Origin of the sequence: Buchnera aphidicola (Pterocomma populeum) (genome assembly GCF_049314985.1) — a bacterium.
Classification (GTDB): Bacteria; Pseudomonadota; Gammaproteobacteria; order Enterobacterales; family Enterobacteriaceae; genus Buchnera; species Buchnera aphidicola_BQ.
On the sequence record NZ_CP186013.1, the window covers coordinates 123520 to 145684 of the forward strand.

At 22.8% G+C, this 22165-nt stretch carries 23 protein-coding genes and 1 tRNA gene; 13 read left to right on the forward strand and 11 right to left on the reverse strand.

Features of this window, described 5'->3' with window-relative positions; all coding sequences use genetic code 11:
• Nucleotides 1-424: 424 nt before the first annotated feature.
• The gene (gene tsgA / locus ACOI1G_RS00670) at nucleotides 425-1600 is read left to right on the forward strand and encodes an MFS transporter TsgA (protein WP_422667418.1); all 1176 of its coding nucleotides are present in this window, start codon (nucleotides 425-427) and stop codon (nucleotides 1598-1600) included.
• Between the two features lie 70 nt (nucleotides 1601-1670).
• Here tsgA and trpS read toward each other — a convergent pair whose 3' ends face one another.
• From trpS to aroK, 4 genes are all read right to left on the reverse strand, one after another.
• Nucleotides 1671-2684 carry a tryptophan--tRNA ligase gene (gene trpS, locus ACOI1G_RS00675; RefSeq protein WP_422667419.1) on the reverse strand — a complete coding sequence of 338 codons (1014 nt, stop codon included), beginning with the start codon at nucleotides 2682-2684 and terminating at the stop codon, nucleotides 1671-1673.
• A gap of 23 nt (nucleotides 2685-2707) precedes the next feature.
• Entirely contained in the window at nucleotides 2708-3394 is a 687-nt protein-coding gene (gene rpe, locus ACOI1G_RS00680; RefSeq protein ID WP_422667420.1) for a ribulose-phosphate 3-epimerase, read from the reverse strand.
• A 324-nt stretch (nucleotides 3395-3718) separates the two neighbouring features.
• Complete coding sequence (aroB, locus tag ACOI1G_RS00685) at nucleotides 3719-4801, reverse strand: 3-dehydroquinate synthase (RefSeq protein ID WP_422667421.1); 1083 nt, start codon at nucleotides 4799-4801, stop codon at nucleotides 3719-3721.
• A 42-nt stretch (nucleotides 4802-4843) separates the two neighbouring features.
• Nucleotides 4844-5365, reverse strand: coding sequence for a shikimate kinase AroK (gene aroK / locus ACOI1G_RS00690; protein ID WP_422667422.1), 522 nt, complete (start codon nucleotides 5363-5365; stop codon nucleotides 4844-4846).
• A 327-nt stretch (nucleotides 5366-5692) separates the two neighbouring features.
• Between aroK and ACOI1G_RS00695 the strand changes: the two genes are divergently transcribed.
• Nucleotides 5693-5777 (forward strand) — tRNA-Ser (locus ACOI1G_RS00695).
• 5 nt (nucleotides 5778-5782) lie between these two features.
• On the opposite strand, the gene deoD is transcribed toward ACOI1G_RS00695, so the two are convergent.
• The 4 genes from deoD to ACOI1G_RS00715 all read right to left on the reverse strand — a co-directional run bounded on the left by deoD (nucleotide 5783) and on the right by ACOI1G_RS00715 (nucleotide 10081).
• Entirely contained in the window at nucleotides 5783-6505 is a 723-nt protein-coding gene (gene deoD, locus ACOI1G_RS00700) for a purine-nucleoside phosphorylase (protein WP_422667423.1), read from the reverse strand.
• A gap of 46 nt (nucleotides 6506-6551) precedes the next feature.
• A complete protein-coding gene (locus ACOI1G_RS00705; RefSeq protein WP_422667424.1) occupies nucleotides 6552-7775 on the reverse strand; it encodes a phosphopentomutase in 1224 nt (407 codons plus the stop codon).
• 56 nt (nucleotides 7776-7831) lie between these two features.
• Nucleotides 7832-9427 (reverse strand): peptide chain release factor 3, encoded by a 1596-nt coding sequence (locus tag ACOI1G_RS00710; protein WP_422667425.1) that lies wholly within the window; start codon nucleotides 9425-9427, stop codon nucleotides 7832-7834.
• Between the two features lie 78 nt (nucleotides 9428-9505).
• Entirely contained in the window at nucleotides 9506-10081 is a 576-nt protein-coding gene (locus ACOI1G_RS00715) for an NfuA family Fe-S biogenesis protein (RefSeq protein ID WP_422667426.1), read from the reverse strand.
• A 129-nt stretch (nucleotides 10082-10210) separates the two neighbouring features.
• On the opposite strand from ACOI1G_RS00715, the gene ACOI1G_RS00720 reads away from it, so the two are divergent.
• Both ACOI1G_RS00720 and ACOI1G_RS00725 read left to right on the forward strand, forming a co-directional pair.
• Nucleotides 10211-10606, forward strand: coding sequence for an alpha/beta fold hydrolase (locus tag ACOI1G_RS00720; protein WP_422667427.1), 396 nt, complete (start codon nucleotides 10211-10213; stop codon nucleotides 10604-10606).
• Nucleotides 10537-10986, forward strand: a complete 450-nt coding sequence (locus ACOI1G_RS00725; protein ID WP_422667428.1) for a hypothetical protein — start codon at nucleotides 10537-10539, stop codon at nucleotides 10984-10986. The genes ACOI1G_RS00720 and ACOI1G_RS00725 overlap by 70 nt, the downstream gene beginning before the upstream one ends.
• A 65-nt stretch (nucleotides 10987-11051) precedes the next feature.
• On the opposite strand, the gene ssb is transcribed toward ACOI1G_RS00725, so the two are convergent.
• Nucleotides 11052-11564, reverse strand: coding sequence for a single-stranded DNA-binding protein (ssb, locus tag ACOI1G_RS00730; protein ID WP_422667573.1), 513 nt, complete (start codon nucleotides 11562-11564; stop codon nucleotides 11052-11054).
• Between the two features lie 240 nt (nucleotides 11565-11804).
• Between ssb and dusA the strand changes: the two genes are divergently transcribed.
• The 6 genes from dusA to hemW all read left to right on the forward strand — a co-directional run bounded on the left by dusA (nucleotide 11805) and on the right by hemW (nucleotide 17731).
• On the forward strand, nucleotides 11805-12800 hold the full coding sequence (gene dusA, locus ACOI1G_RS00735) for a tRNA dihydrouridine(20/20a) synthase DusA (protein ID WP_422667429.1): 996 nt from the start codon (nucleotides 11805-11807) through the stop codon (nucleotides 12798-12800).
• 131 nt (nucleotides 12801-12931) lie between these two features.
• The gene (dnaB, locus tag ACOI1G_RS00740) at nucleotides 12932-14311 is read left to right on the forward strand and encodes a replicative DNA helicase (protein ID WP_422667430.1); all 1380 of its coding nucleotides are present in this window, start codon (nucleotides 12932-12934) and stop codon (nucleotides 14309-14311) included.
• A gap of 153 nt (nucleotides 14312-14464) precedes the next feature.
• A complete protein-coding gene (gshB, locus tag ACOI1G_RS00745; RefSeq protein WP_422667431.1) occupies nucleotides 14465-15451 on the forward strand; it encodes a glutathione synthase in 987 nt (328 codons plus the stop codon).
• On the forward strand, nucleotides 15432-15836 hold the full coding sequence (ruvX, locus tag ACOI1G_RS00750; protein ID WP_422667432.1) for a Holliday junction resolvase RuvX: 405 nt from the start codon (nucleotides 15432-15434) through the stop codon (nucleotides 15834-15836). The genes gshB and ruvX overlap by 20 nt, the downstream gene beginning before the upstream one ends.
• A gap of 125 nt (nucleotides 15837-15961) precedes the next feature.
• Nucleotides 15962-16561 carry a YggS family pyridoxal phosphate-dependent enzyme gene (locus tag ACOI1G_RS00755; RefSeq protein WP_422667574.1) on the forward strand — a complete coding sequence of 200 codons (600 nt, stop codon included), beginning with the start codon at nucleotides 15962-15964 and terminating at the stop codon, nucleotides 16559-16561.
• A gap of 39 nt (nucleotides 16562-16600) precedes the next feature.
• A complete protein-coding gene (hemW, locus tag ACOI1G_RS00760) occupies nucleotides 16601-17731 on the forward strand; it encodes a radical SAM family heme chaperone HemW (protein WP_422667433.1) in 1131 nt (376 codons plus the stop codon).
• 9 nt (nucleotides 17732-17740) lie between these two features.
• Here hemW and trmB read toward each other — a convergent pair whose 3' ends face one another.
• Nucleotides 17741-18463, reverse strand: coding sequence for a tRNA (guanosine(46)-N7)-methyltransferase TrmB (gene trmB, locus ACOI1G_RS00765; protein WP_422667434.1), 723 nt, complete (start codon nucleotides 18461-18463; stop codon nucleotides 17741-17743).
• Nucleotides 18464-18543: 80 nt separating this feature from the next.
• On the opposite strand from trmB, the gene mutY reads away from it, so the two are divergent.
• From mutY to murI, 3 genes are read left to right on the forward strand one after another with little or no spacing between them, the layout of a single operon-like run.
• On the forward strand, nucleotides 18544-19608 hold the full coding sequence (gene mutY / locus ACOI1G_RS00770) for an A/G-specific adenine glycosylase (protein ID WP_422667435.1): 1065 nt from the start codon (nucleotides 18544-18546) through the stop codon (nucleotides 19606-19608).
• Nucleotides 19605-19841: an oxidative damage protection protein gene (locus ACOI1G_RS00775; protein ID WP_422667436.1), complete on the forward strand. Its 237-nt coding sequence runs from the start codon at nucleotides 19605-19607 to the stop codon at nucleotides 19839-19841. Before mutY ends, ACOI1G_RS00775 begins: the two co-directional genes overlap by 4 nt.
• 21 nt (nucleotides 19842-19862) lie before the next feature.
• A complete protein-coding gene (gene murI, locus ACOI1G_RS00780; RefSeq protein WP_422667437.1) occupies nucleotides 19863-20678 on the forward strand; it encodes a glutamate racemase in 816 nt (271 codons plus the stop codon).
• 6 nt (nucleotides 20679-20684) lie between these two features.
• Here murI and sbcB read toward each other — a convergent pair whose 3' ends face one another.
• Complete coding sequence (sbcB, locus tag ACOI1G_RS00785; RefSeq protein ID WP_422667438.1) at nucleotides 20685-22106, reverse strand: exodeoxyribonuclease I; 1422 nt, start codon at nucleotides 22104-22106, stop codon at nucleotides 20685-20687.
• Between the last annotated feature and the right edge of the window lie 59 nt (nucleotides 22107-22165).

A 22165-nucleotide genomic window follows, 5' to 3' on the forward strand; every position in this document is an offset into this window, starting at 1 on the left:
AATTAATTTTAATACATATTGTACTGAAAAAAATATAATAACACTATATACTCTTGCCATGAATGATATTTAATCAACATCAAATTTTTCAATACTATTATTTAGAATATATAAAAATTTTTGATCAAAAAATAAAATAAAAAATAAAAATATTTTTATGGAAAATTCTAATTGTACTAATAAAAAATAAATATTTTATAAAAGATATAATATATAATTATTTTAAAGTATTTTATAAAAATATTATTTATATTTTATATATATTAATTTATATAAAAAATAAAATATACATTATATCTAAATACATTTAAACTAATTTTTTTAATGTAATATAAAAGAATTATTTATTTTCATGAAAATATCTTAATAATTTGAGAATAATCTTCATGTTTTTTAAATATTTTTAAAAGTAGGTGATAAAATCATGAAAAACATTAATCAAATAGGACTTACATGGATTAGTTTTTTTTCATATGCTTTCACTGGAGCATTAATTGTAGTTACTGGCATGATTATGGGTAATATTGCAAATTATTTTCATCTTTCTATATCAAAAATGAGTAATACATTTACCTTTTTAAACGCTGGTATATTAATTGCTATTCTAATGAATGCATGGCTAATGGAAATAATATCACTAAAAATACAAATTATGTTTGGTTTTATACTTACCATGATAGCCACTATAGGAATGTTATATACTCATAACATACTATTTTTTTCTATTAATCTATTTATACTAGGATTAGTTAGTGGTATTACAATGTCTATTGGTACATTTATTATTACTTACTTGTATTCAGGTACAGAAAGAGGTTCTAAATTATTAATTACCGATTCTTTTTTTAGTATGTCTGGTATGATATTTCCAATGATTACTGTATATTTATTAGAAAAAAAAATATTATGGTACTGGATTTATATTGTTATAGGTAGTATTTATGCATTAATTATGATTTTTTCATTAAATTTAAAATTTCCAAAATTAATAAAAAAAAATAAAGAAAATCAAGAAAATATAGAAAAATGGGGATTAAATATATTCCTATTATCAATATCAGCATTATTATATATTTTAGGACAATTAGGATTTATTTCTTGGATTCCACAATATACTACTAAAATAATAAATATAAATATTCAAAATACTGCGACTCTAGTCAGTCATTTTTGGATGTCATATATGATTGGAATGTGGTTTTTTAGTATTGTTATTAAATTTTTTAATCTAAATCATGTTTTTATTGTACTTACAGGTCTATCGACAATACTAATGTATTATTTTATTCATAATACTAATTATTTAATATTAAAGTATATTATAATTAGTTTAGGTTTTTTTTCTAGCGCAATTTATACTATAATTATTACCTTAGCTTCTTTAGAAACTCAAAAACCCTCTCCTAAAATAATAAATATTATTTTATTATTTGGTACTATTGGTACATTATTGACATTTATTGTTACGAGTCCTATTGTACAAAAATATGGTTTATATACAACTTTAATAAGTACCAATATATTTTATGCAATAGTTTTTTTAATATCTATATTAATTTATTTAAATAATATATTTTTTGTCAAAAAAATATTGTTATAAATATAAAAAATATATTTTTTTTAAAAATATCTACTAAATAAACTAGAAAAAATAAATAATTCTGGTTTATTTAAGAAATAGTAAGAAATTTTAATTTTGAATATATTTTATTTAAAGTTAAATCAGCTTTTAAACGAGCTTGTATGGATCCATTATATGCAACTTCTTTTAAGTACACTGTATTATTCCTATAGTATAAATAAGAATCTTTTATTTTAGATAAAAAATTACATAATGTAATTGCAAGAATATTTTTAAATTCAGAATACCTCATTCCTTCTAGCTCTTTTTCTAAACAAGAAATTTTTTTATTAGTAATAGCAGATAAAATATCTAATAAATTAGAAATACCAGATTTTTTTTCGATATCATAATATATTTTAGCAGGTTTTTCTGAATCAGTTATAGCATTTTTAATTTTTAATAAAATAGACTCTTCTGTATCAAGTAAAAATATTGTATTATTTTGATTTTTATCTGATTTAGACATCTTTTTTTTTGGTTCTAATAAAGACATAATTTTAGAACCATATTTATGAATTAAAGGAACTGGAACAGTAAAAATACCATTGTATATAAAATTAAAACGATTTGCTATATCACGTACTAATTCTAAATGCTGCTTTTGATCCTTGCCAACTGGAACAAAATTAGTTTGATACAATAAAATATCTGCTGCCATTAATATAGGATAAGTAAATATACCTAGATTTGTTTGATTTATAGTATTATTATTTTTTTTTGATTTAAATTGTGTCATTCTAAATAACTCACTAAAATTACTAAAACAATTTAAGATCCAATTTAATTGACAGTGCTGAACAACATGAGATTGTATAAAAATAATACTTTTATTTGGATCTATTCCACATGCTAAATATAAAGCGATAGTATCTAATATAGATTCATTTAAAAATGTTTGATTATTTAATGTGGTTAATGCATGTAAATCGGCAATACAATATAAACACTCATAATCATCTTGCATTTTAGACCAATGGCGTATAGTGCCAATATAATTACCAAGAGTTAATTGACCAGAAGGTTGTACTGCACTAAATAATATTGGTTTAGAATCAATCATATTAACCCTAATCAATCTATAAATTAATGAATAGCTCTAAAATAAGAATTTTTTAATTCTTGACGAATTTTATCAATGATTATTTTGTAATCTGGATATTGAAATATACCTGAACCCATAACAAAAACATTTGCACCAGCAAATGATATTTCAGAAATATTATCTAATTTTACCCCTCCATCTACTTGTAAAAGAATATTAGATGCATAAGAATCAATACGTTTTCGTACTTCACGTAATTTATTAATAGTAGATAGTATAAATGATTGATTACTAAATCCTGGACTCACTGACATTAATAAAATTAAATCTAGCTTTTTCATAGTATAATCAAGAAAAGAAAGCGGTGTAGAAGGATTAAACGCTAGCCCTACTTTACATCCATGATCTCTAATTAAATTAATAGTGCGTTCGATATCATAAGTTGATTCTGGATGAAATGTAATAAAAGTCGCTCCAGCTTTAGCAAATTGAGGAATTAAATTATCTACTGGTTTTACCATTAAATGTACATCAATAGGGATGTTAATATTATAATTACGTAATGATTCTAAAACCATTGGACCTATACTTAAATTAGGTACATAATGATTATCCATAACATCAAAATGTATTAAATCTGCACCAGCATTGATAACATCTTGTATATCTTCTCCTAAACGTGCAAAATTAGCAGATAAAATTGATGGAGCTAAAAAAAATTTTTTCACTATATTTTCCTATTTTTATATTATTTTAAAAGCATTAATAGTACAACCAATAAAATATTAAGATTGTACTATAAATAAAAAATTTTCGATATAATAAAAAAATTAAAAAATTTTTATAATCTAAAATTCTATAAAAAATGAAAACTATATTCTAAAATAGAATATTTTTTAAAATAATATAAAATATTATTTATGATAAAATTATACTTGATAAATATAAATATTAAAACAAAAAATACTATAATTTTTATATTTCAATATATATTTATTTAAACTTATTGTATTTTTCATATTATATATTTAATACATAATGTAAAATAAAATTTATTGAGAATATTTAATAGAAGTTAAAATAATATTTTTATCAATACCGGATATAATTTTGGCTTTTCCAATAGATAATGGTAAAACTAATCTAATTTCCCCTGAAATAACTTTTTTATCTCTTATCATATAAGGAAGATAAGAAGCAGCAGACATATTTTTTGGTCCTTTAACAGGTAAACCAGTTTTTTTTAGTAAAAATAATATTCGTTTAAAATCATTTTTATCTAAATAACCTAATAATTCTGAAGTTCGTGCAGCCATAATCATACCAACTGATACCGCTTCACCATGTAACCAGCTACCATAACCAGTATGAACTTCAATAGCATGACCATATGTATGTCCAAAATTTAATAATGCTCTTAAATTATTTTCCCTTTCATCAGAAGAAATTAAATTAGCTTTTAACTCGCAACATTTTTTAATACAATATGATATGGCTTTATGATTTAGTGTTAATAATTGATCAATATTTTTTTCAATCCATTCAAAAAAACAAGCATCAAAAAGAATAGCATATTTTATTACTTCCGCGATCCCTGAAATTAACTCATTAAATGGTAACGTACTTAAACAATCAATATCAATAATTACAGACGATGGCTGCCAAAAAGATCCAATCATATTTTTACCAAGTAAATGATTAACAGCTGTTTTTCCACCTACTGAAGCATCTACTTGTGATAAAAGAGTAGTAGGAATTTGAATAAAACGCACACCGCGTTGATAAACAGATGCTGCAAAACCAGTTAAATCACCTATAACTCCCCCACCCAAAGCAATTAAAGTAGTATCACGAGCATGTTTTTTTTCTAATAATGATGAAATAATTAATTCCATTTCATTTAATGTTTTATACTGCTCACCATCAGATAGAATCACTTGATCTACTCTTATACCTGATTTTCTTAAATGATAAAAAACTGTATCTTTCAAAAGATTAGCTAGCGTCTTATTCGTTACCAACATAGCTTGATTGCCAGGTTCTAAAGGCCAAAAAATATTATCTTCTTGAAGAATACCGGATCCTATACTAATAGGATAACTTCGCTTTCCTAGAATAACATTAATCTTTTCCAAAGTTTTTATACTCCATTTATGATTTTATTCTAAGTATATTATTTACATCTTCTCTAATAAATTTATAATATAATAAGCTACAGATTTAGCACTTTGATCATCTGTTTGAACTACAATATCTGCAATTTCTTCATATAAACAATTACGTTCATAAGCTAATTTTTCTAATATAATACGACTTGCAGTATTTACTTGTAACAACGGTCTTTTTTTATCTCTTTTTGTTCTTAATAATTGTTTGTCAATCGTTGTTTCTAAGTATATAACTATTCCACGAGATGATAAAATATTACGATTTTCTTTAAATTTAATTGAACCTCCCCCTGTTGCAAGAACAATACCATATTTATTTGTCAATTCATTAATAATCTTACGTTCTCGTTCACGAAAACCACTCTCACCTTCTACATCAAACACCCAATTTATATCAGCACCAGTACGTTTTTCAATCTCATGATCTGAATCATAAAAATCCATATTTAATTGTTTAGATAACTCACGACCAATAGTGCTTTTTCCAGCACCCATAGGTCCAATAAGAAAAATATTTCGCTTTTCTGCCATTTTTTTATTACTAATTGCTAAAATAACTCGTGAATAACACCAATGCTCAGCAATAATTTGCTGGCAGGACGTAAACGCATATTAAAAATAAATTATTTAAAATATTATATATTAATATAATTCATTAAAAATTATTAATTATCATAAATAAAAACATTATAAAAGTATATATTGAAATTTGTATCAAAGAAGAAATTATTAGAATGTATAATATACATTATAAAATTAAATTATTATATTCTTTCTTTATAAAAAAGTTATTTTTATAAAATGACTTGACGTATTTTATTCTTTTAGATTATTATATTACTATATTTATATATTTATGGTGAGGTGTCCGAGAGGCTTAAGGAGCACGCCTGGAAAGCGTGTATATGGAAACGTATCAAGGGTTCGAATCCCTTTCTCACCAAAAAATTATATTATTTCATCATCTAATAAAGTAGATTCTAAAGCAATTTTAATCATATCATTAAAGCCTGATTCTCTATCTTTAGAAGAAACTTTTTCTTTCTTAATTATATGATCAGAAACAGTACATATTGACAATGCTTTTGCATTTAATTCAGAAGCTACTGCATAAATTCCTGAAGTCTCCATGTCTATTCCTAGAATATTATATTTATTCAAAATATTTAACATCTTTTTATCATCATTATAAAAAGAATCTGTTGTAAAAAAATTACCAACATGAACTTTAATATTTATTTTTTTCGCAATTTTTACTGCATTGTATAACATATGAAAGTCTGCAATTGCAGAAAAATCATGATTATTAAAATTTATTCTGTTTACTTTTGAATCAGTACAAGCACCCATACTTATAATAATATCACGTAATGCAATATTATGATTAATAGTACCGCAGGTTCCAACCCGAATAATTTTTTTTACCTTATATTCTAAAATTAATTCTTTTACATAAAGAATAGCAGATGGTATACCAATACCATGGCTCATAATAGAAATTTTTTTATTTTTAAAATATCCAGTATAAGCAAGCATTAAACGAGTATTGTTGATTTGGTGATAATCTTTTAAATAATTTTCAGCTATATACTTCGCCCGTATAGGATCACCACACATTAAAACTATTTTTGAAAAATCATTTTTTTTACTATTAATATGAGGAGTAGACACTAATTGTTTTCCTTTTTTATACAACTATTATTACTATTTAAAAACTTTAAACCATATTTATTCCATATTGCATACTCGATAAACAAAAATGCTTTGCAATTGTTTGACCTATGTCAGAAAAAGTTGTACGATGACCTAAACAATGACTATTTATACTTGGAGAATAAATTAGTATAGGAATATTTTCTCTAGTATGATCTGTACCTATCCAAGTAGGATCACAACCATGATCTGCAGTTATAATTAATAAATCTTCTTTTTTAACTAAATTAATAATCTCTAATAATCTAGAATCAAAAAATTCAAGCCCCTTAGCATATCCTGAAACATCACGCCGATGACCCCAAGATGAATCAAAATCTACAAAATTAGTAAAAACCAGTGTATTATTACTTGATGATTTTATTTCTTCAATAGTCTTATTACATAATTCATTTAAACCAACTGCTTTAACTGATTTACTAATCCCAACTCCTGCATAAATATCAGATACTTTACCAACAGCAATAACTTTACCATTTTTTTCTTCAATTAATTTTTCCATTACAGTTTTTTGAAAAGGTTTTAAAGATAAATCACGTCTATTACCTGTGCGTTGAAATTTTAATGCCGTATCACCAATAAAAGGTCTAGCGATAACTCTTGCAATATTATAATGATTTTTATCTAAAATAATTCTAATATTTTCACATAATTTATAAAGTTTAGATAATCCAAAATAAACTTCATGACAAGCTACTTGAAAAACAGAATCGGATGAAGTATAAAAAATAGGATTTCCTGTTTTTATATGTTCTTCACCTAAATTTAATAAAATATCAGTACCAGATGCATGACAGTTTCCAAGAAAACCTGACAAATTTGATTCTTTTAAAATTGCTTTTAATATTTTTACAGGAAAACTATTATTTTTTTGTTTAAAATAGAACCAATTATCTAATACTGGAACTCCTGCAATTTCCCAATGACCTGAAGTAGTATCTTTTCCAGAAGAAATTTCACTTGCATATCCATAACTAGCAATTATATTTGTAGTTTTATTTAAGCCTAATGGAAATTGACCAGTAGATTCTTTAAAAGCATTTGCTATACCTAATTTCATTAAATTAGGAATATATAAATTTCCTCTCCGTTCAACGTTTGCCTTTCCTAAAAAACATGCCTCTGCTATATGGCCAAATGTATTAGACCCAACATCATTAAATTTATCCGCATCATGACTAGAACCTATCCCAAAAGAATCTAAAATCATTAAAAAAACTCGTTTCATTTCTTATCTCATATAATGATATAAAATAAATATAATTAATATTTTTATATAAAATATTAATGCTCTTTAATTTGATTAAATATAATATCTGGATATCGAGACATTACCATATTTAAATTTATAATATTTGGCGCAAGATATATTAAATGATTAATATTATCTAATGCTATACAAGAACTATTTTTTTTGATAAACAAATTTATACTATCAGGACTATCAGATGAAATCCAACGAGCCAAAACAATATTAACTTTTTTATATATTGCATCTATTTTATATTCAACTTTTAATCGATGAATAACTACATCAAATTGTAAAGTACCTATTGCTCCTAAAATTATATAATTATTTACAATAGGATAAAATACTTGTACAGCTCCTTCTTCTGATAATTGTACTAAACTTTTTTTTAACTGTTTTTTTTGAAGAGGATTTTTTAAAATAATTGAACGAAATATTTCAGGAGCAAAACTAGGTATACCAATAAATTTAATTTCTTCTCCTTGTGTAAAAGTATCGCCAATTTTAATAGTTCCATGATTATGTAAACCAATTACATCACCAGGATAAGCGTGATCAATTAAAAATCTATCACCTGCAACAAAAGAAAGTGCATCAGAAATAATTATATCCTTTTTTATTCTTACATGCCTCAATTTTATTCCCTTTTGATATTGACCAGAAACAATTCTCATAAATGCTATACGATCACGATGTTTTAAATCCATATTAGCTTGAATTTTAAATATAAAACCAGTAAAGTTTTTTTCTTTTGGACAAACTATTCGTTTATTGCTTTGACGAGAAAGAGGAGAAGGCGCCCAATTGATTAAACTCATTAACAAATGGTTAATACCAAAATTTTTTAATGCACTACCAAAAAAAATAGGTGTTATATCACCTTTTAAAAAGTTGTTTTTATCAAATATAGGATATATATGATTAATTAATTCTAATTCTTCACATATTTTTAATGATAAATTTGAATCAATATTTTTTTTTAATAACATGGTAAATAAATGAGAAAAATCTTTAATTGGAAAATAAAAATTTTTTTGTTCTATCATATTATCATATGAGTTTAATATTTTATCATAAATATGATATACACCTTTAAAATTTTTTCCACAACTAATAGGCCATGTAATAGGAATACAAGATAATTCAAATTCTTTTTCAATTGCATCAATTAACTCAATAGGTTCTCGACTATCACGATCTAATTTATTAATAAAAGTAATAATAGGAGTTTTATTAATACGAGTAACATTAATTAATTTTTGTGTTCGTTCTTCTATTCCTTTTGCAGCATCAATAATTACAATACAACAATCTACAGCTGTAAGAATACGATATGTATCTTCTGAAAAATCTTCATGACCTGGTGTATCTAATAAATTTATTAAAATATTTTTATATGTAAATTGAACAACAGAAGTAGTTACAGAAATTCCTCGTTCTTTCTCAATTTTCATCCAATCTGATTTTGCAAATTTTCCATTTCCACGCCCTTTAATAGTACCAGCAGTTCGAATAATTTTTCCTAATAATAACATTTTTTCGGTGATCGTAGTTTTACCAGCATCAGGATGAGAAATAATTGCAAATGTACGTCTTTTATTTAATTCTGTTTCATGGTTTAAATTAAACATATATACTCATTAAAATTATATTTTTGTTGTTAATAACCTAAAAGAGCATATTGTAAAAAATTATTAAATATAGAAAAATTAATAAAATGAATGCACACCGTGTAAATGATCTGTTTCATCACGAATTTCTTTTAATTGAGGAAAACGAGACAATAATTTTTTTTCAATTGTATTCTTTAAAGTTACTGCAATCATAGAACAACCATTACAACCACCACTAAATTTTATAATAGCAATTTTTTCTTTAACAATCTTTAATAAATGAACACGGCCTTTATGAGATAATAAATGAGGATTAATGTCTGTATTTAAAAACTCTTCAATATCTGATTCCAATGATGATTGTTTTTTAAAAAAGTTCGTTTTAGAATAAGGAGCTTTTAAAGTTAATTGAGAACCTAATTTATCAATAATAAGATCAATTTCAGCATTTTTTAAATATGGTACAATTAATTTGTTTACATAAATATAAAAGTTATCATATTTAAATTTAACATCTGATTTTTCAATTTCATTTTCTAAACAATATGCAACACCGCATTCTGCATAAGGCGTTCCCGGATTTAAAATAAATACACGTATTTGTGTACCTTTTGGTTCTTTTAAAAGAAGAGATACAAAATAATTTTGTGCACTAGGAGAAATAGTAATCATAATAATTTATTTATATAATATCAATAAAATGAATAAATAATTTTACTGATATATAAGAACAAATACAAGTATAAGATAATACTTTATAAAATCATTAAATAAAATTTTATTATTACAAAAATAAAAAATATGAAAATATTTCATTGGAATATTATAGGAAATGGAAAAATTAACTTAGTATTTTTACATGGATGGGGAATAGATTCTAGAATATGGAATTGTATTATTAAAGAATTAGATATACATTTTAAATTATATATAATTGATTTACCAGGATTTGGAAAAAATTTACATTTAAAATCTATGTCACTAAATGAAATAATATACTTATTACATTTTTATCTTCCTAAAAATGCTATTTGGTTAGGATGGTCAATTGGTGGATTAATTGTTAATCAATTAGCTTTAAAATATCCAAACTATATTTTAGCAATTATTACAATTTCTTCTTCTCCTTGTTTTTTAAAAAAAAAAATTGGCCTGGAATTAAAAAAGAAATACTACAAAATTTTTATAATAATTTAATTATAAATTATCATAATACTATTATTAATTTTTTATCTTTTCAAAATATTAATTTATCTTATAATGTTAATGAATTACATAAATTAAAAAATATATTATTATCCGCACCGAACCCTAAATCACATGCATTAAAAAATGGATTAGATATATTATGTACAACAGATTTACGCGAAGAAATGATATTTTTAAAAACTCCATCTCTTCGTATATATGGTTCTCTTGACACTTTAGTTCCTAAAAAAATAACTACAATACTAAATCACAACTTACCTAATAGTTATTCTGTAATAATAAAAAATGCAGTTCATATACCATTTCTTTCACATAAAAAACAATTTATTTCCACAATATTTAATTTTATTAAAAAAGTGACTACATAATATTATTTTTTCATAATAGCCCCAAAATTATTGGGGCTAAAAATTTTAAATATAAACACATAATTTTAAAATGGAATTTCATCATCAAAATCAATTTCAGAAGAATTTAAAGAAACTTTTTCATCATGATTTTTTTCTATATTTTTTGATATATTATTTTTTGCTAATTGTTTAGATTTTAATTTTTTAATATAATTATCATTCATGGATGTAGAAGAGGAATTAGTATTTCGATTGCCAAGCATTTGCATAGTACCACCAATATTAACGATAATTTCAGTAGTATATCTTTCTAAACCATTTTGATCTTGCCATTTTCTAGTTTGTAAAGAACCTTCAATATATACTTGAGATCCTTTTTTTAAATATTCACCAGCAATTTCCGCTAATTTTCCAAATAAAACAATTCGATGCCATTCTGTTTTTTCTTTATTTTCTCCAGTATTTTTATCTTTCCAATTATCTGATGTTGCTAAAGTCATATTTACTACAGCATTACCATTAGGCATATAACGAACTTCAGGATCTTGACCTAAATGCCCAATTAAAATAACTTTGTTAACTCCTCGACTTGCCATAATTACAAACTCCATTTTTACAAACTTTAATATGTTTAGATCTAAAATTTATTTTTTAAATAAATATATTCAGATACAAAAATATTTATATTTAATAAATAATAAAATATTTTAACAATCGTATTTTAAACATATTTATTATTATTCTTATAATATTATAATTTCATATTTTTTAACATATTTTATAGAAAATATTTTATATTTATATTCTATAAATTTCTAAGAGAAATATTTTAATATATGAATACACTGAAAAATATACCAAACTACCGTTTTTCCATTGCACCCATGCTAAATTATACAGATAAAGACTGTCGTTTTTTTTATCGTCAAATGACAAAAAAAGCTCTTTTATATACTGAAATGATTTGTGCAAGTTCTATTATTAATAATAAATCTGAAAAATTAATATATAACTCTCCAATTGAAAATCCTATTGCAATACAATTAGCAGGAAATATTCCAATAGATTTAGCAAAATGTGCTCAAATTGCAGAAACTATGGGGTATAATGAAATTAATTTAAATATTGGATGCCCTTCTATAAATATGCAAAATGCAGGTTATGGTATCTGTTTAATGAATAAAATATCAGTTGTAATAAAATGTATCAATGAAATAAGCAAATATGTTTTATTACCTGTTAGCATCAAAACAAGAATTGGAATTGATAATCATAATTATTTTTTTTTAAGCAATTTTGTAAAAGAAATATCCCAAAATACTGATTGTAAAATTTTTATTATTCACGCCCGTACAGCATGGCTATTAGGAATAAATCCAGAACAAAATCGAAATTTACCAAAATTAAAATATAATTTTATTTATCAAATTAAAAATGATTTTCCACATTTAAAAATTATTATTAATGGAGGAATTAAATCAATCAAAGAAGCAAAAAAACATTTATCTTATGTTGATGGAGTAATGCTTGGACGTGCAATTTATAAAAATCCTAATCTTTTAAGTCAAGTTGATAAAGATATATTTAGTTGTCAAGATAATAATTGTAATATTATTCAATCTATTAAAAATATGCTTCCGTATATTGAAGAAAAAATATTAAATAAAAAATTTAATAAAAAAATTTTTAGACATTTATCAGGAGCTTTTTATCAACTGCCTGGATCTTCAATATGGAAAAAAAAACTACATGAATTAACAAAAAAAGATAATATTACAAAAGAAATTAATCAAACATTAAAATTAATATCTATTTTATATTATTTAAAATAATATTTTCATTAATATTAATAAAATTGTTTTAATATATATATATTAAATACATATTTTGTACATAATATACTATTAAAATATTACAATATGATTTTAAAATCATGTTATCAATACTGGTATATGCAATAAATATGGCTAAAAATAAATTATATTTACATCAAATTAATAAATTAAAAATTCCACCTCATTCTTTAGAAGCTGAACAATCTGTTCTAGGTGGACTTATGTTAGATAATGAACAATGGGATATAGTTTCAGAACATGTTGTAGCTGATGATTTTTTTAGTAAGCCTCATCGTTTAATATTTCAAGAGATGAAAAAATTATTAGATCTCGGATATCCTATTGATTTAATTACATTATCCGAATCTTTAGAACAAAAAGGACAATTAGATAGTGTAGGAAGATTTGCCTATTTAGCAGAATTATCAAAAAATATTCCTAGTACAGCTAATATTATCGCATATGCCGATATAGTAAGAGAACGCGCAATAGTTAGAGAAATGATATTAGTTGCAAATAAAATAGCTAATGCTGGATATAATACCAAAGGTCGAAAAAGTGAAGAATTACTTGATTATGCAGAATCTAGTGTATTTAAAATTGCAGAAAAAAGATTTAAAAAAGATTCAGGTCCAAAAAATATAGAACAAATACTTGATCAAACTGTAGCTAGCATCGAAAAACTATTCTTATCTCCACATGATGGAGTAACAGGTATTAATACAGGATATCAAGATTTAAATAAAAAAACATCAGGATTACAACCATCTGAACTAATCATTATTGCTGCTAGACCATCTATGGGTAAAACAACTTTTGCTATGAATTTATGTGAAAATGCTGCACTGATTTATGATAAACCTGTTTTAATATTTAGCTTAGAAATGCCTGGAGAACAAATTATGATGCGTATGCTTGCTTCTTTATCTCGAGTGAATCAATCATGTATAAGAACTGGAAAGCTTAATGATGAAGACTGGTCTCGTATGTCTGGTACGATTAATATATTATTGAAAAAGAAAAATATTTATATTGATGATTCCTCAGCTCTTACTCCAAGTGAAGTACGTTCTAGAGCGCGGCGTATTTATCGAGAAAATAATGGATTAACTTTAATTATGGTTGATTATTTACAATTAATGAGAGTACCATCTCTAGCAGATAATAGAACACTAGAAATTGCAGAAATTTCTAGAACTTTAAAATCACTTGCAAAAGAACTACAAGTACCTGTTATCGCACTATCACAACTCAATAGATCTTTAGAACAAAGATCAGATAAAAGACCAGTTAATTCAGATTTAAGAGAATCAGGATCATTAGAACAAGATGCTGATTTAATAATGTTTATATACCGCGATGAAATTTATCATGAAAATAGCGATTTTAAAGGAATTGCAGAAATTATTATTGGTAAACAAAGAAATGGTCCTATTGGAACTGTGCGTTTAACTTTTAATGGACATTGGTCTAGATTTGATAATTATTCTGGTTCTCAATATGATTGAAACATAATGTAATATTATGAATAATTAATAATATGTATTTAAATATTAGTAAATCTATTTAGTATAGATATTATTTTAGTTGACTAAAGAGAATTATTTTTGAATAATAAATAAATATTAATCATAATATAATTGAATATTTGTATTTACAATATGCATAAAAAAATAAGTTTAAAAATTGGAATAGTAATGGATCCTATTTTATCCATTAATATTAAAAAAGACTCAAGCTTTGCAATATTATTAGAAGCACAAAACAGAGGTCATATCATTTATTATATGGAATTAAATGATCTTTATTTAAACAATGGCAAATCTTATGCCATCATGCGATTAATTAAAATAAAAAAAAATAAAAACAAATGGTTTGAATTTATTAATGAACAAGATATACCATTAAACACTCTTGACGCTATTCTTATGCGAAAAGATCCTCCATTCAACACTGAATTTATCTATTCCACTTACATTTTAGAAAATGCAGAAAAAAATGGTGTATTAGTATTAAATAAACCACAAAGTTTACGTAATTATAATGAAAAAATATTTATATCGGATTTTCCTAGATTTACACCTGATACTTTAGTAACTAGAAATATTATAAAAATAAAAAATTTTTGGAAAAAACACCGAGATATTATTTTAAAACCATTACATTCTATGGGAGGAAATAATATTTTTAGAATTACAGAAAATGATACCAACTTTTCAGTCATTGCAGAAAATATGACCCATTGTGAAAAAAAATTTTGTATGGTGCAAAAATATTTAAAAGATATAAAATATGGTGATAAAAGAATTTTAATTGTAAATGGAAATCCAATTCCTTGGTGTCTTAATAGAATTCCTAAAAGTGGTGAAACAAGAGCAAATTTAGCAGTTGGCGGTATTCCAAAAATACAAAAATTAAATGAAACAGATTTTAAAATAGCAAATTTTTTATCTCCTATTTTAAAAAAAAATGGATTAATTTTTGTTGGATTAGATATTATAGGAAGTAAACTCACAGAAATAAATATTACCAGTCCAACAGGTATTTGTGAAATTGAATCAGAACAAAATATTTCCATTACTGGTATGTTAATAGATTACATAGAAAAAAATTTAAGAAAAAAATACTATGATAGCATTAGGATTTGATTTTGGAATTAAAAAAATTGGAGTTTCTGTAGGAGAAAAAATAATTAAAAAAGCTAGGGCTTTAGATAAATTACATGCGAAAAATGGATCTCCTAATTGGATAATTATAAAAAATTTAATACAATATTGGCAACCCAAAATACTCATTGTAGGACTTCCTTTAAATATTGATGGAACAAAACAACCAATAACACAAAAAACAGAAATATTTGCCAATAAATTAAAACAAAAATTTAACATCAGTGTAGAATTACATGATGAACGTTTAACTACGGTAGAAGCTAAATCTATCATTTTTTACAATGGCGGATTTAGAGCTCTACAAAAAAAGAATATTGATTCTTTTGCTGCTGTTATTATATTAGAAAGTTGGTTAAATCAATAAATTTAAAAAAATTACTTACCTAAAATATTTTCATTTAAAAATATGAATAAAATAAATCAAAACATAAATTATATAAAAAAAAAATTAAAAATATTATTATAAAAAATAAAATTTTATCTAAAAAAATTAAAATTATAGCTGTTAGTAAAAATCAAAAAATTCAAAATATTGAAAATGCCATTAAATCAGGTCAATATGAATTCGGAGAAAATTATATTCAAGAAAGTATAGATAAAATTACAAAATTAAAAAAATATAAAAAAATTATTTGGCATTTTATTGGAAAATTGCAATCTAATAAAGTTAAATTAGTTGCAAAAAATTTTTCCTGGTGTCAATCAATTGATCGAAAAAAAATAGCTATTTTGTTAAATCAATATCGACCTATTCATTTACCACCCATGAATGTACTAATACAAATAAATATTTCTAAAGAAAATCATAAAAATGGTATTTATTCAGAAGAAGAGTGTTATGAACTTGCTGATTGTATTATATCTATGCCTAATCTTTGTTTTCGAGGTATTATGGCTCTTCCTTCAATAACAAAAAACATCATAGAAAAAAATATAGATTACCAAGAAATAAATAATATTTTTTATAAACTCAAAAAAAAATATCATTCTGTTGATACTTTATCATTAGGTACAAGCTTAGATATAGAAGAATCATTAATTGCTCATAGCAATATGATCAGAATTGGATATGCCATTTTTAAAAATTAAATAATAAATACAATATTTTTCTTATACAGGTAAAATATTATGTATAAATTCAATCCTATGAGTATATATGTACACATACCCTGGTGTTTAAAAAAATGTGAATATTGCGATTTTAATACTTATATTCAAAAAAATAATATTCCAGAAGAAATGTATATTAAACATTTATTGCAAGATTTAGAAAATGATATTAAATTTATTCATGATAGAAAAATAAATACAATTTTTATAGGAGGAGGAACACCAAGTTTATTTAAAAATGAATCTATACATAAACTTATTAAAGGTATAAAAAAAAGAATAAATATTTCTTATCCTTTAGAAATTAGTATAGAAGTTAATCCTAATACAGTGGAATTAAAAGATTTTATATATTATAAACATTCTGGAATTAATCGAATATCTTTAGGTATACAAAGTTTAAATTCTAAACATCTGATAAACATAGGTCGAACATATACTAATAAAGAAGCAATAAATACTATTACAATAGCTAAAAAAATATTTAAAAATACTAATATAGATATCATGTATGGTTTACCAAAACAATCTGTAAAAGAAGCATTATTAGATTTACAAAATATTATTAATTATCAACCATCACATATATCTTGGTATCAACTTATGATTGAACCAAATACAGTATTTTATGCAAAAAAAATTAATACTCCTGACGAAAATATTATCCTTACAATACTTAAAAAAGGCGAAAAATTACTGATACAATCAGGTTATAAAAAATATGAAATATCGTCTTATTCTCAATCTAATTTTTTATGTAAACATAATTTAAACTATTGGAATTTTGGAGATTATATAGGAATCGGTTGTGGAGCGCATGGAAAAATAACACAAAAAAACGGAAAAATTATCAGAATAGTCAAAAATAAAAATCCATATGATTTTTTAAGTGGAAATTATCTTAACTCTATTAAGAAAATAAATGATAAAGATATTGTACTTGAATATTTTATGAATACTTTTAGATTATATAATCCAATATTTAAAAAACATTTTCAAGAAAAAACCTTTATAAAATCAGAAAATATAGAAAAATATATTGACATAGCAATACAAAACGGATATTTAATTAATAATCCTAAGTATTGGAAAACAACACAAAAAGGAAAAATGTTTCTTAATTCACTTCTTGAAATTTTTTTACATTAAAGTAATTTTTTATTCATTTGTAGTTATAAACATTAAATCAAATATTTGATTACCCAAAAAATGTGCTTTTTTTTCAAATTTAGTAATAGGACGAGAATCAGGACGTACAATAAAATTATTTTCTTCTGATAAATTTCTATAACTTGGGATTTTCCGTATAATATCTAATATCATATAAGCATATGATTCTGAATCAGTCGAAATATGTAAAAAACCTCCTACTTTTATTTTTTTTAATACTATTTTTAAAAAAATATCTTGTATAATTCTTCGTTTATGATGACGTTTTTTATGCCAAGGATCAGGAAAAAATATTTGAATCATATGAAGTGTATTATTCATGATCATCTTATTTAAAACTTCAATAGCATCATAATAAATAATTTTTAAATTAGTAACTTTTTTAAAAAAAGCATAACTTAAACAAGAACCTATACCTGATTTATATACTTCAATACCTAAAAAATTTTTTTTAGGATAATTAATAGCTGTATCTACTAAAGATTTTCCTGTACCAAATCCTATTTCTAATATAATTGGAAAATTATTATTAAATATAGAATTAAAATTTAAAAATATCGGATGAAAATCAATACCAAATAAATGCCAATAATTTTTAATTGATCTAGATTGAGAAATAGTAATACGACCTTTACGACAAACAAAGCTACGAATTTGACGTAAAAAATTACCATTTTCATTATATTGCGGTGTTAAAATATTATTTTTCATATTTAATAACATATCAATGATAAAGTAAAATATATCTATATTAACGTTTTTATTTAAAAAATAAAAGAGTCTCTATTATAATGACAATATATTCTTTTTCACAATTAATTTTAAATTGGTATCATTACCATGGTAGAAAAAATCTTCCATGGCAAAAAAAGAAAACATTATATAAAGTATGGATATCAGAAATTATGCTACAACAAACATCGGTTAAAACAGTAATTCCATATTTTAATAAATTTATAAAAAAATTTCCCAATATAAAAATTTTAAGTACTGGTTCATTAAATGAAATATTATTCTTATGGAGTGGATTAGGATATTATTCTAGAGCAAATAATATATATAAATCAGCGCAAATTATTAAAAATCAATATGAAACAAAGTTTCCTGAACAATTTTCACAAATTATTAAACTACCAGGAATAGGTAGAACTACTGCAGGTGCTATTTTATCATTAACATTAAATTATTTTTTTCCTATTTTAGATGGAAATGTTAAAAGAATCATAATACGATACTATGGTATCAAAAATATAACAATTAATATGATATCAGAAAAAAAACTATGGAAAATTATAGAATTAATTACTCCTTTATACAATACTAATAAATTCAATCAAGGAATGATGGATATTGGTGCTTTAATATGTAAATCTGTATTACCACAATGTAATATTTGTCCATTGAATATTTCTTGTATTGCATTTAAAGAAAAAAATTGGAAAAAATATATTTATAAAAAAAATCATATAATTAATAAAATAAAAAAATCTTGGTTTATTATTATAAAATATAATCATAAATTATGGTTAGAAATTAATACACAAAAAAATATTTGGAAAAATTTATTTTGTTTTCCAAATTTTGATACAAAAATTATGGCTTTAGAATGGTTAAAAAAAAATAATATTATAAAAACAGAAAAATATAAACAAATAAAACCATTTTTTCATTTATTTACTCATTTTCAGCTTCATATTCATTCTATTATAATTATTCTAAAAAATAATAAAAATATTTTTTATAAAAATACAGGAATTTGGTATAATTTAAATAAACCTCAAAAAATCGGTTTACCTACACCAGTTCAAAAAATTATTAAAAAATTAAATTATAAAATAGAGGATAAATCATTATGAATCGTATTATTTTTTGTCAATTTTTGCAAAAAAAATCTGAAGGACAAGATTTTCAATCTTATCCAGGTAAATTAGGAGAAAAAATTTATAAAAATATTTCTAAAGATGCATGGAAAAAATGGATTTCTTATCAAACTATGTTTATTAATGAAAATAAACTTAATATGTTTAATTTTAAAGATCGAAAAAAAATAGAAGAAGAAATGAAATTATTTTTATTTAAACAACAATAAATATTTTAAAAATTTATAATTATGTTAATTAATCAATTAAATAATAAATTTTATACAATATTATTATTAGATTCTGGTATTGGTGGGTTTTCTATATTAGATAATATTAAAAAATATTTACCAAAAATAAGATATATCTATATGTTAGACAATCAAGCATTTCCTTATGGAAATAAAACAGAATTATTTCTTATTCAAAGAAGTATAAAAATAGTTAAAAAAATAAATCAAAAATATACAATTCATTTGATCTTAATCGCGTGTAATACATTAAGTACAGTAGCATTATCTACTTTAAAAAAAACGATCAATATTCCTATAATAGGTATATTTCCCAATATACCTCTAGCAGCTACAATAACAAATAATTATATTATTGGATTAATAGCAACAAGTGCTACAATTAATAATATAAATACTAAAAAAATAATTTCAAAATATTCTCAAATTTGCAATATTCACATAATATCTACTAATAAATTAGCAAATATATCTGAACAAAAAATAAGAGGAGAATATATTTCAATAACACAAATTAAAAAAATATTTCAACCATGGATGATATTACCAGTAAAACCTGATACAATAGTATTAGGATGCACTCATTTTTCTTTTTTAAAAAAAGAAATAAAAATAATTTTTAATAAAAATACTATTTTTATTGATTCAAATAACTGTTTTATACATCAAATTAATCATATTTTTAAATTAAAAAATTATAATAATATAATAAAAAATAATATATTTTTATATTCTAAAAAAAATGAAAAATTAAAAAAATTATTTTTCTATTTAAAAAAATATAATTTTAATATGATAAAAAAAATATCATTTTAAAATATATTAAGAATATTTTTTAATAATAGATAAAAAATAATTTAATATTTTATTTAATAAAAATATTATCTTATTATTACTAGAGTACTTTTTATATAAAAAATCTATTTTATTTTTATATTGATCAATATAATCATTGCTAAATAATCGACGACAATGTTCTAACCACATTATTTTCTCTTTCTGAGTCAATAATTCAAAAAAATTACGTGCACGATATCGAAAAAAAATTTCTTTTAAACGAGAATCATGAAAATGAAAAGAAATACTATTTAAATCAATCATATTAGTATTTCTTATTTTTTTAATTAAATTTTGATCATAAACATCAAAAAAAGCATCATATAATTGAGTATCAACATTTGAAGATAATTGAAAAATATTTTTTTTAGATAAAAAAAATTGAATTTTTTTAAAAATATAATAATTTTTTTTTAATAAATAAATATTTTTTTTATAATCATCATAATTTAATTGTAATCGGTCAAAATCTTCTTGACGTAATGTTTGAATAGGTGCCAACATTGGACAACGATTAAAATATAATAATTTTACACCAAATTTAAATAGATTACTAATAATATTTTGCGATATACACGTTGTTATAGTAACAAGATGAATTAACTCTTTTATATCTGAAAATAAATCAATAGCAATTAATATATTTATATTATTGGTATGCCATGCAATAGGCATAATACAACTAATATTTTTACGAATTGCTCCAAAACAAGAAGAAATATAAACTACAGGTATTAGTTCTTTAATATTAATTAATTCATATAATTTTTTTTTAGTACGATGTCTTAAAAAAAAATTAAATAATTTTGGTTGATTTTTTTTAACTAATTGTGCCATTGCAATAGTAGCATATACATCTGATATGGCATCATGAGCATTTAAATGAATAATATTATTTTCTCTAGTTAATTCTGATAATTTAAAACTAATTAATCCTAATTTATTTTTAGGCCATTTAATACCATTAGGTCTTAAAGCATAACATGCTCGTAATAGTTTTAATATATCCCATCGAGTATTATTATTCTTCCAACTCCATTGATAAGGATCAAAAAAATTTCGATAAAATATATTTCGAGTAATTTCATCATCAAAATGTATGTTATTATAACCTAACATACATGTATTAGATTGCATTACAATATCATATATTTTTTTAGAAAAATTGCATTCATTTAAACCATGTTTCTTAGTATATTGTGGAGTAATATGAGTAATTAAAATAGAATTAGGATCTGGTAGATAATCGTCTGATGGATAACAATAAAAAGATTGTGGAACATCAATAATATTTAAATTTATATCTGTTCTAATACATGCAAATTGAGCCGGTTTATCTAAACATGGATTAATTCCAAAAGTTTCATAATCATAAAACAAAAAAGTAGGAAAATTATTTAATTTCATTTGTAGTTTCTATTGTTAAATAAGATTAAATATAAAATATCAATTAATAATTTAGTATT

Excerpts from the sequence above, each read along its gene's own strand:
- tsgA (WP_422667418.1), top strand. The coding sequence starts at position 425 with ATGAAAAACATTAATCAAATAGGACTTACATGGATTAGTTTTTTTTCA.
- trpS (WP_422667419.1), bottom strand. The coding sequence starts at position 2,684 with ATGATTGATTCTAAACCAATATTATTTAGTGCAGTACAACCTTCTGGT.
- aroK (WP_422667422.1), bottom strand. The coding sequence starts at position 5,365 with ATGGCAGAAAAGCGAAATATTTTTCTTATTGGACCTATGGGTGCTGGA.
- ACOI1G_RS00705 (WP_422667424.1), bottom strand. The coding sequence starts at position 7,775 with ATGAAACGAGTTTTTTTAATGATTTTAGATTCTTTTGGGATAGGTTCT.
- ACOI1G_RS00710 (WP_422667425.1), bottom strand. The coding sequence starts at position 9,427 with ATGTTTAATTTAAACCATGAAACAGAATTAAATAAAAGACGTACATTT.
- ACOI1G_RS00715 (WP_422667426.1), bottom strand. The coding sequence starts at position 10,081 with ATGATTACTATTTCTCCTAGTGCACAAAATTATTTTGTATCTCTTCTT.
- ACOI1G_RS00720 (WP_422667427.1), top strand. The coding sequence starts at position 10,211 with ATGAAAATATTTCATTGGAATATTATAGGAAATGGAAAAATTAACTTA.
- ssb (WP_422667573.1), bottom strand. The coding sequence starts at position 11,564 with ATGGCAAGTCGAGGAGTTAACAAAGTTATTTTAATTGGGCATTTAGGT.
- dusA (WP_422667429.1), top strand. The coding sequence starts at position 11,805 with ATGAATACACTGAAAAATATACCAAACTACCGTTTTTCCATTGCACCC.
- dnaB (WP_422667430.1), top strand. The coding sequence starts at position 12,932 with ATGGCTAAAAATAAATTATATTTACATCAAATTAATAAATTAAAAATT.
- gshB (WP_422667431.1), top strand. The coding sequence starts at position 14,465 with ATGCATAAAAAAATAAGTTTAAAAATTGGAATAGTAATGGATCCTATT.
- ruvX (WP_422667432.1), top strand. The coding sequence starts at position 15,432 with ATGATAGCATTAGGATTTGATTTTGGAATTAAAAAAATTGGAGTTTCT.
- hemW (WP_422667433.1), top strand. The coding sequence starts at position 16,601 with ATGTATAAATTCAATCCTATGAGTATATATGTACACATACCCTGGTGT.
- trmB (WP_422667434.1), bottom strand. The coding sequence starts at position 18,463 with ATGAAAAATAATATTTTAACACCGCAATATAATGAAAATGGTAATTTT.
- mutY (WP_422667435.1), top strand. The coding sequence starts at position 18,544 with ATGACAATATATTCTTTTTCACAATTAATTTTAAATTGGTATCATTAC.
- ACOI1G_RS00775 (WP_422667436.1), top strand. The coding sequence starts at position 19,605 with ATGAATCGTATTATTTTTTGTCAATTTTTGCAAAAAAAATCTGAAGGA.
- murI (WP_422667437.1), top strand. The coding sequence starts at position 19,863 with ATGTTAATTAATCAATTAAATAATAAATTTTATACAATATTATTATTA.
- sbcB (WP_422667438.1), bottom strand. The coding sequence starts at position 22,106 with ATGAAATTAAATAATTTTCCTACTTTTTTGTTTTATGATTATGAAACT.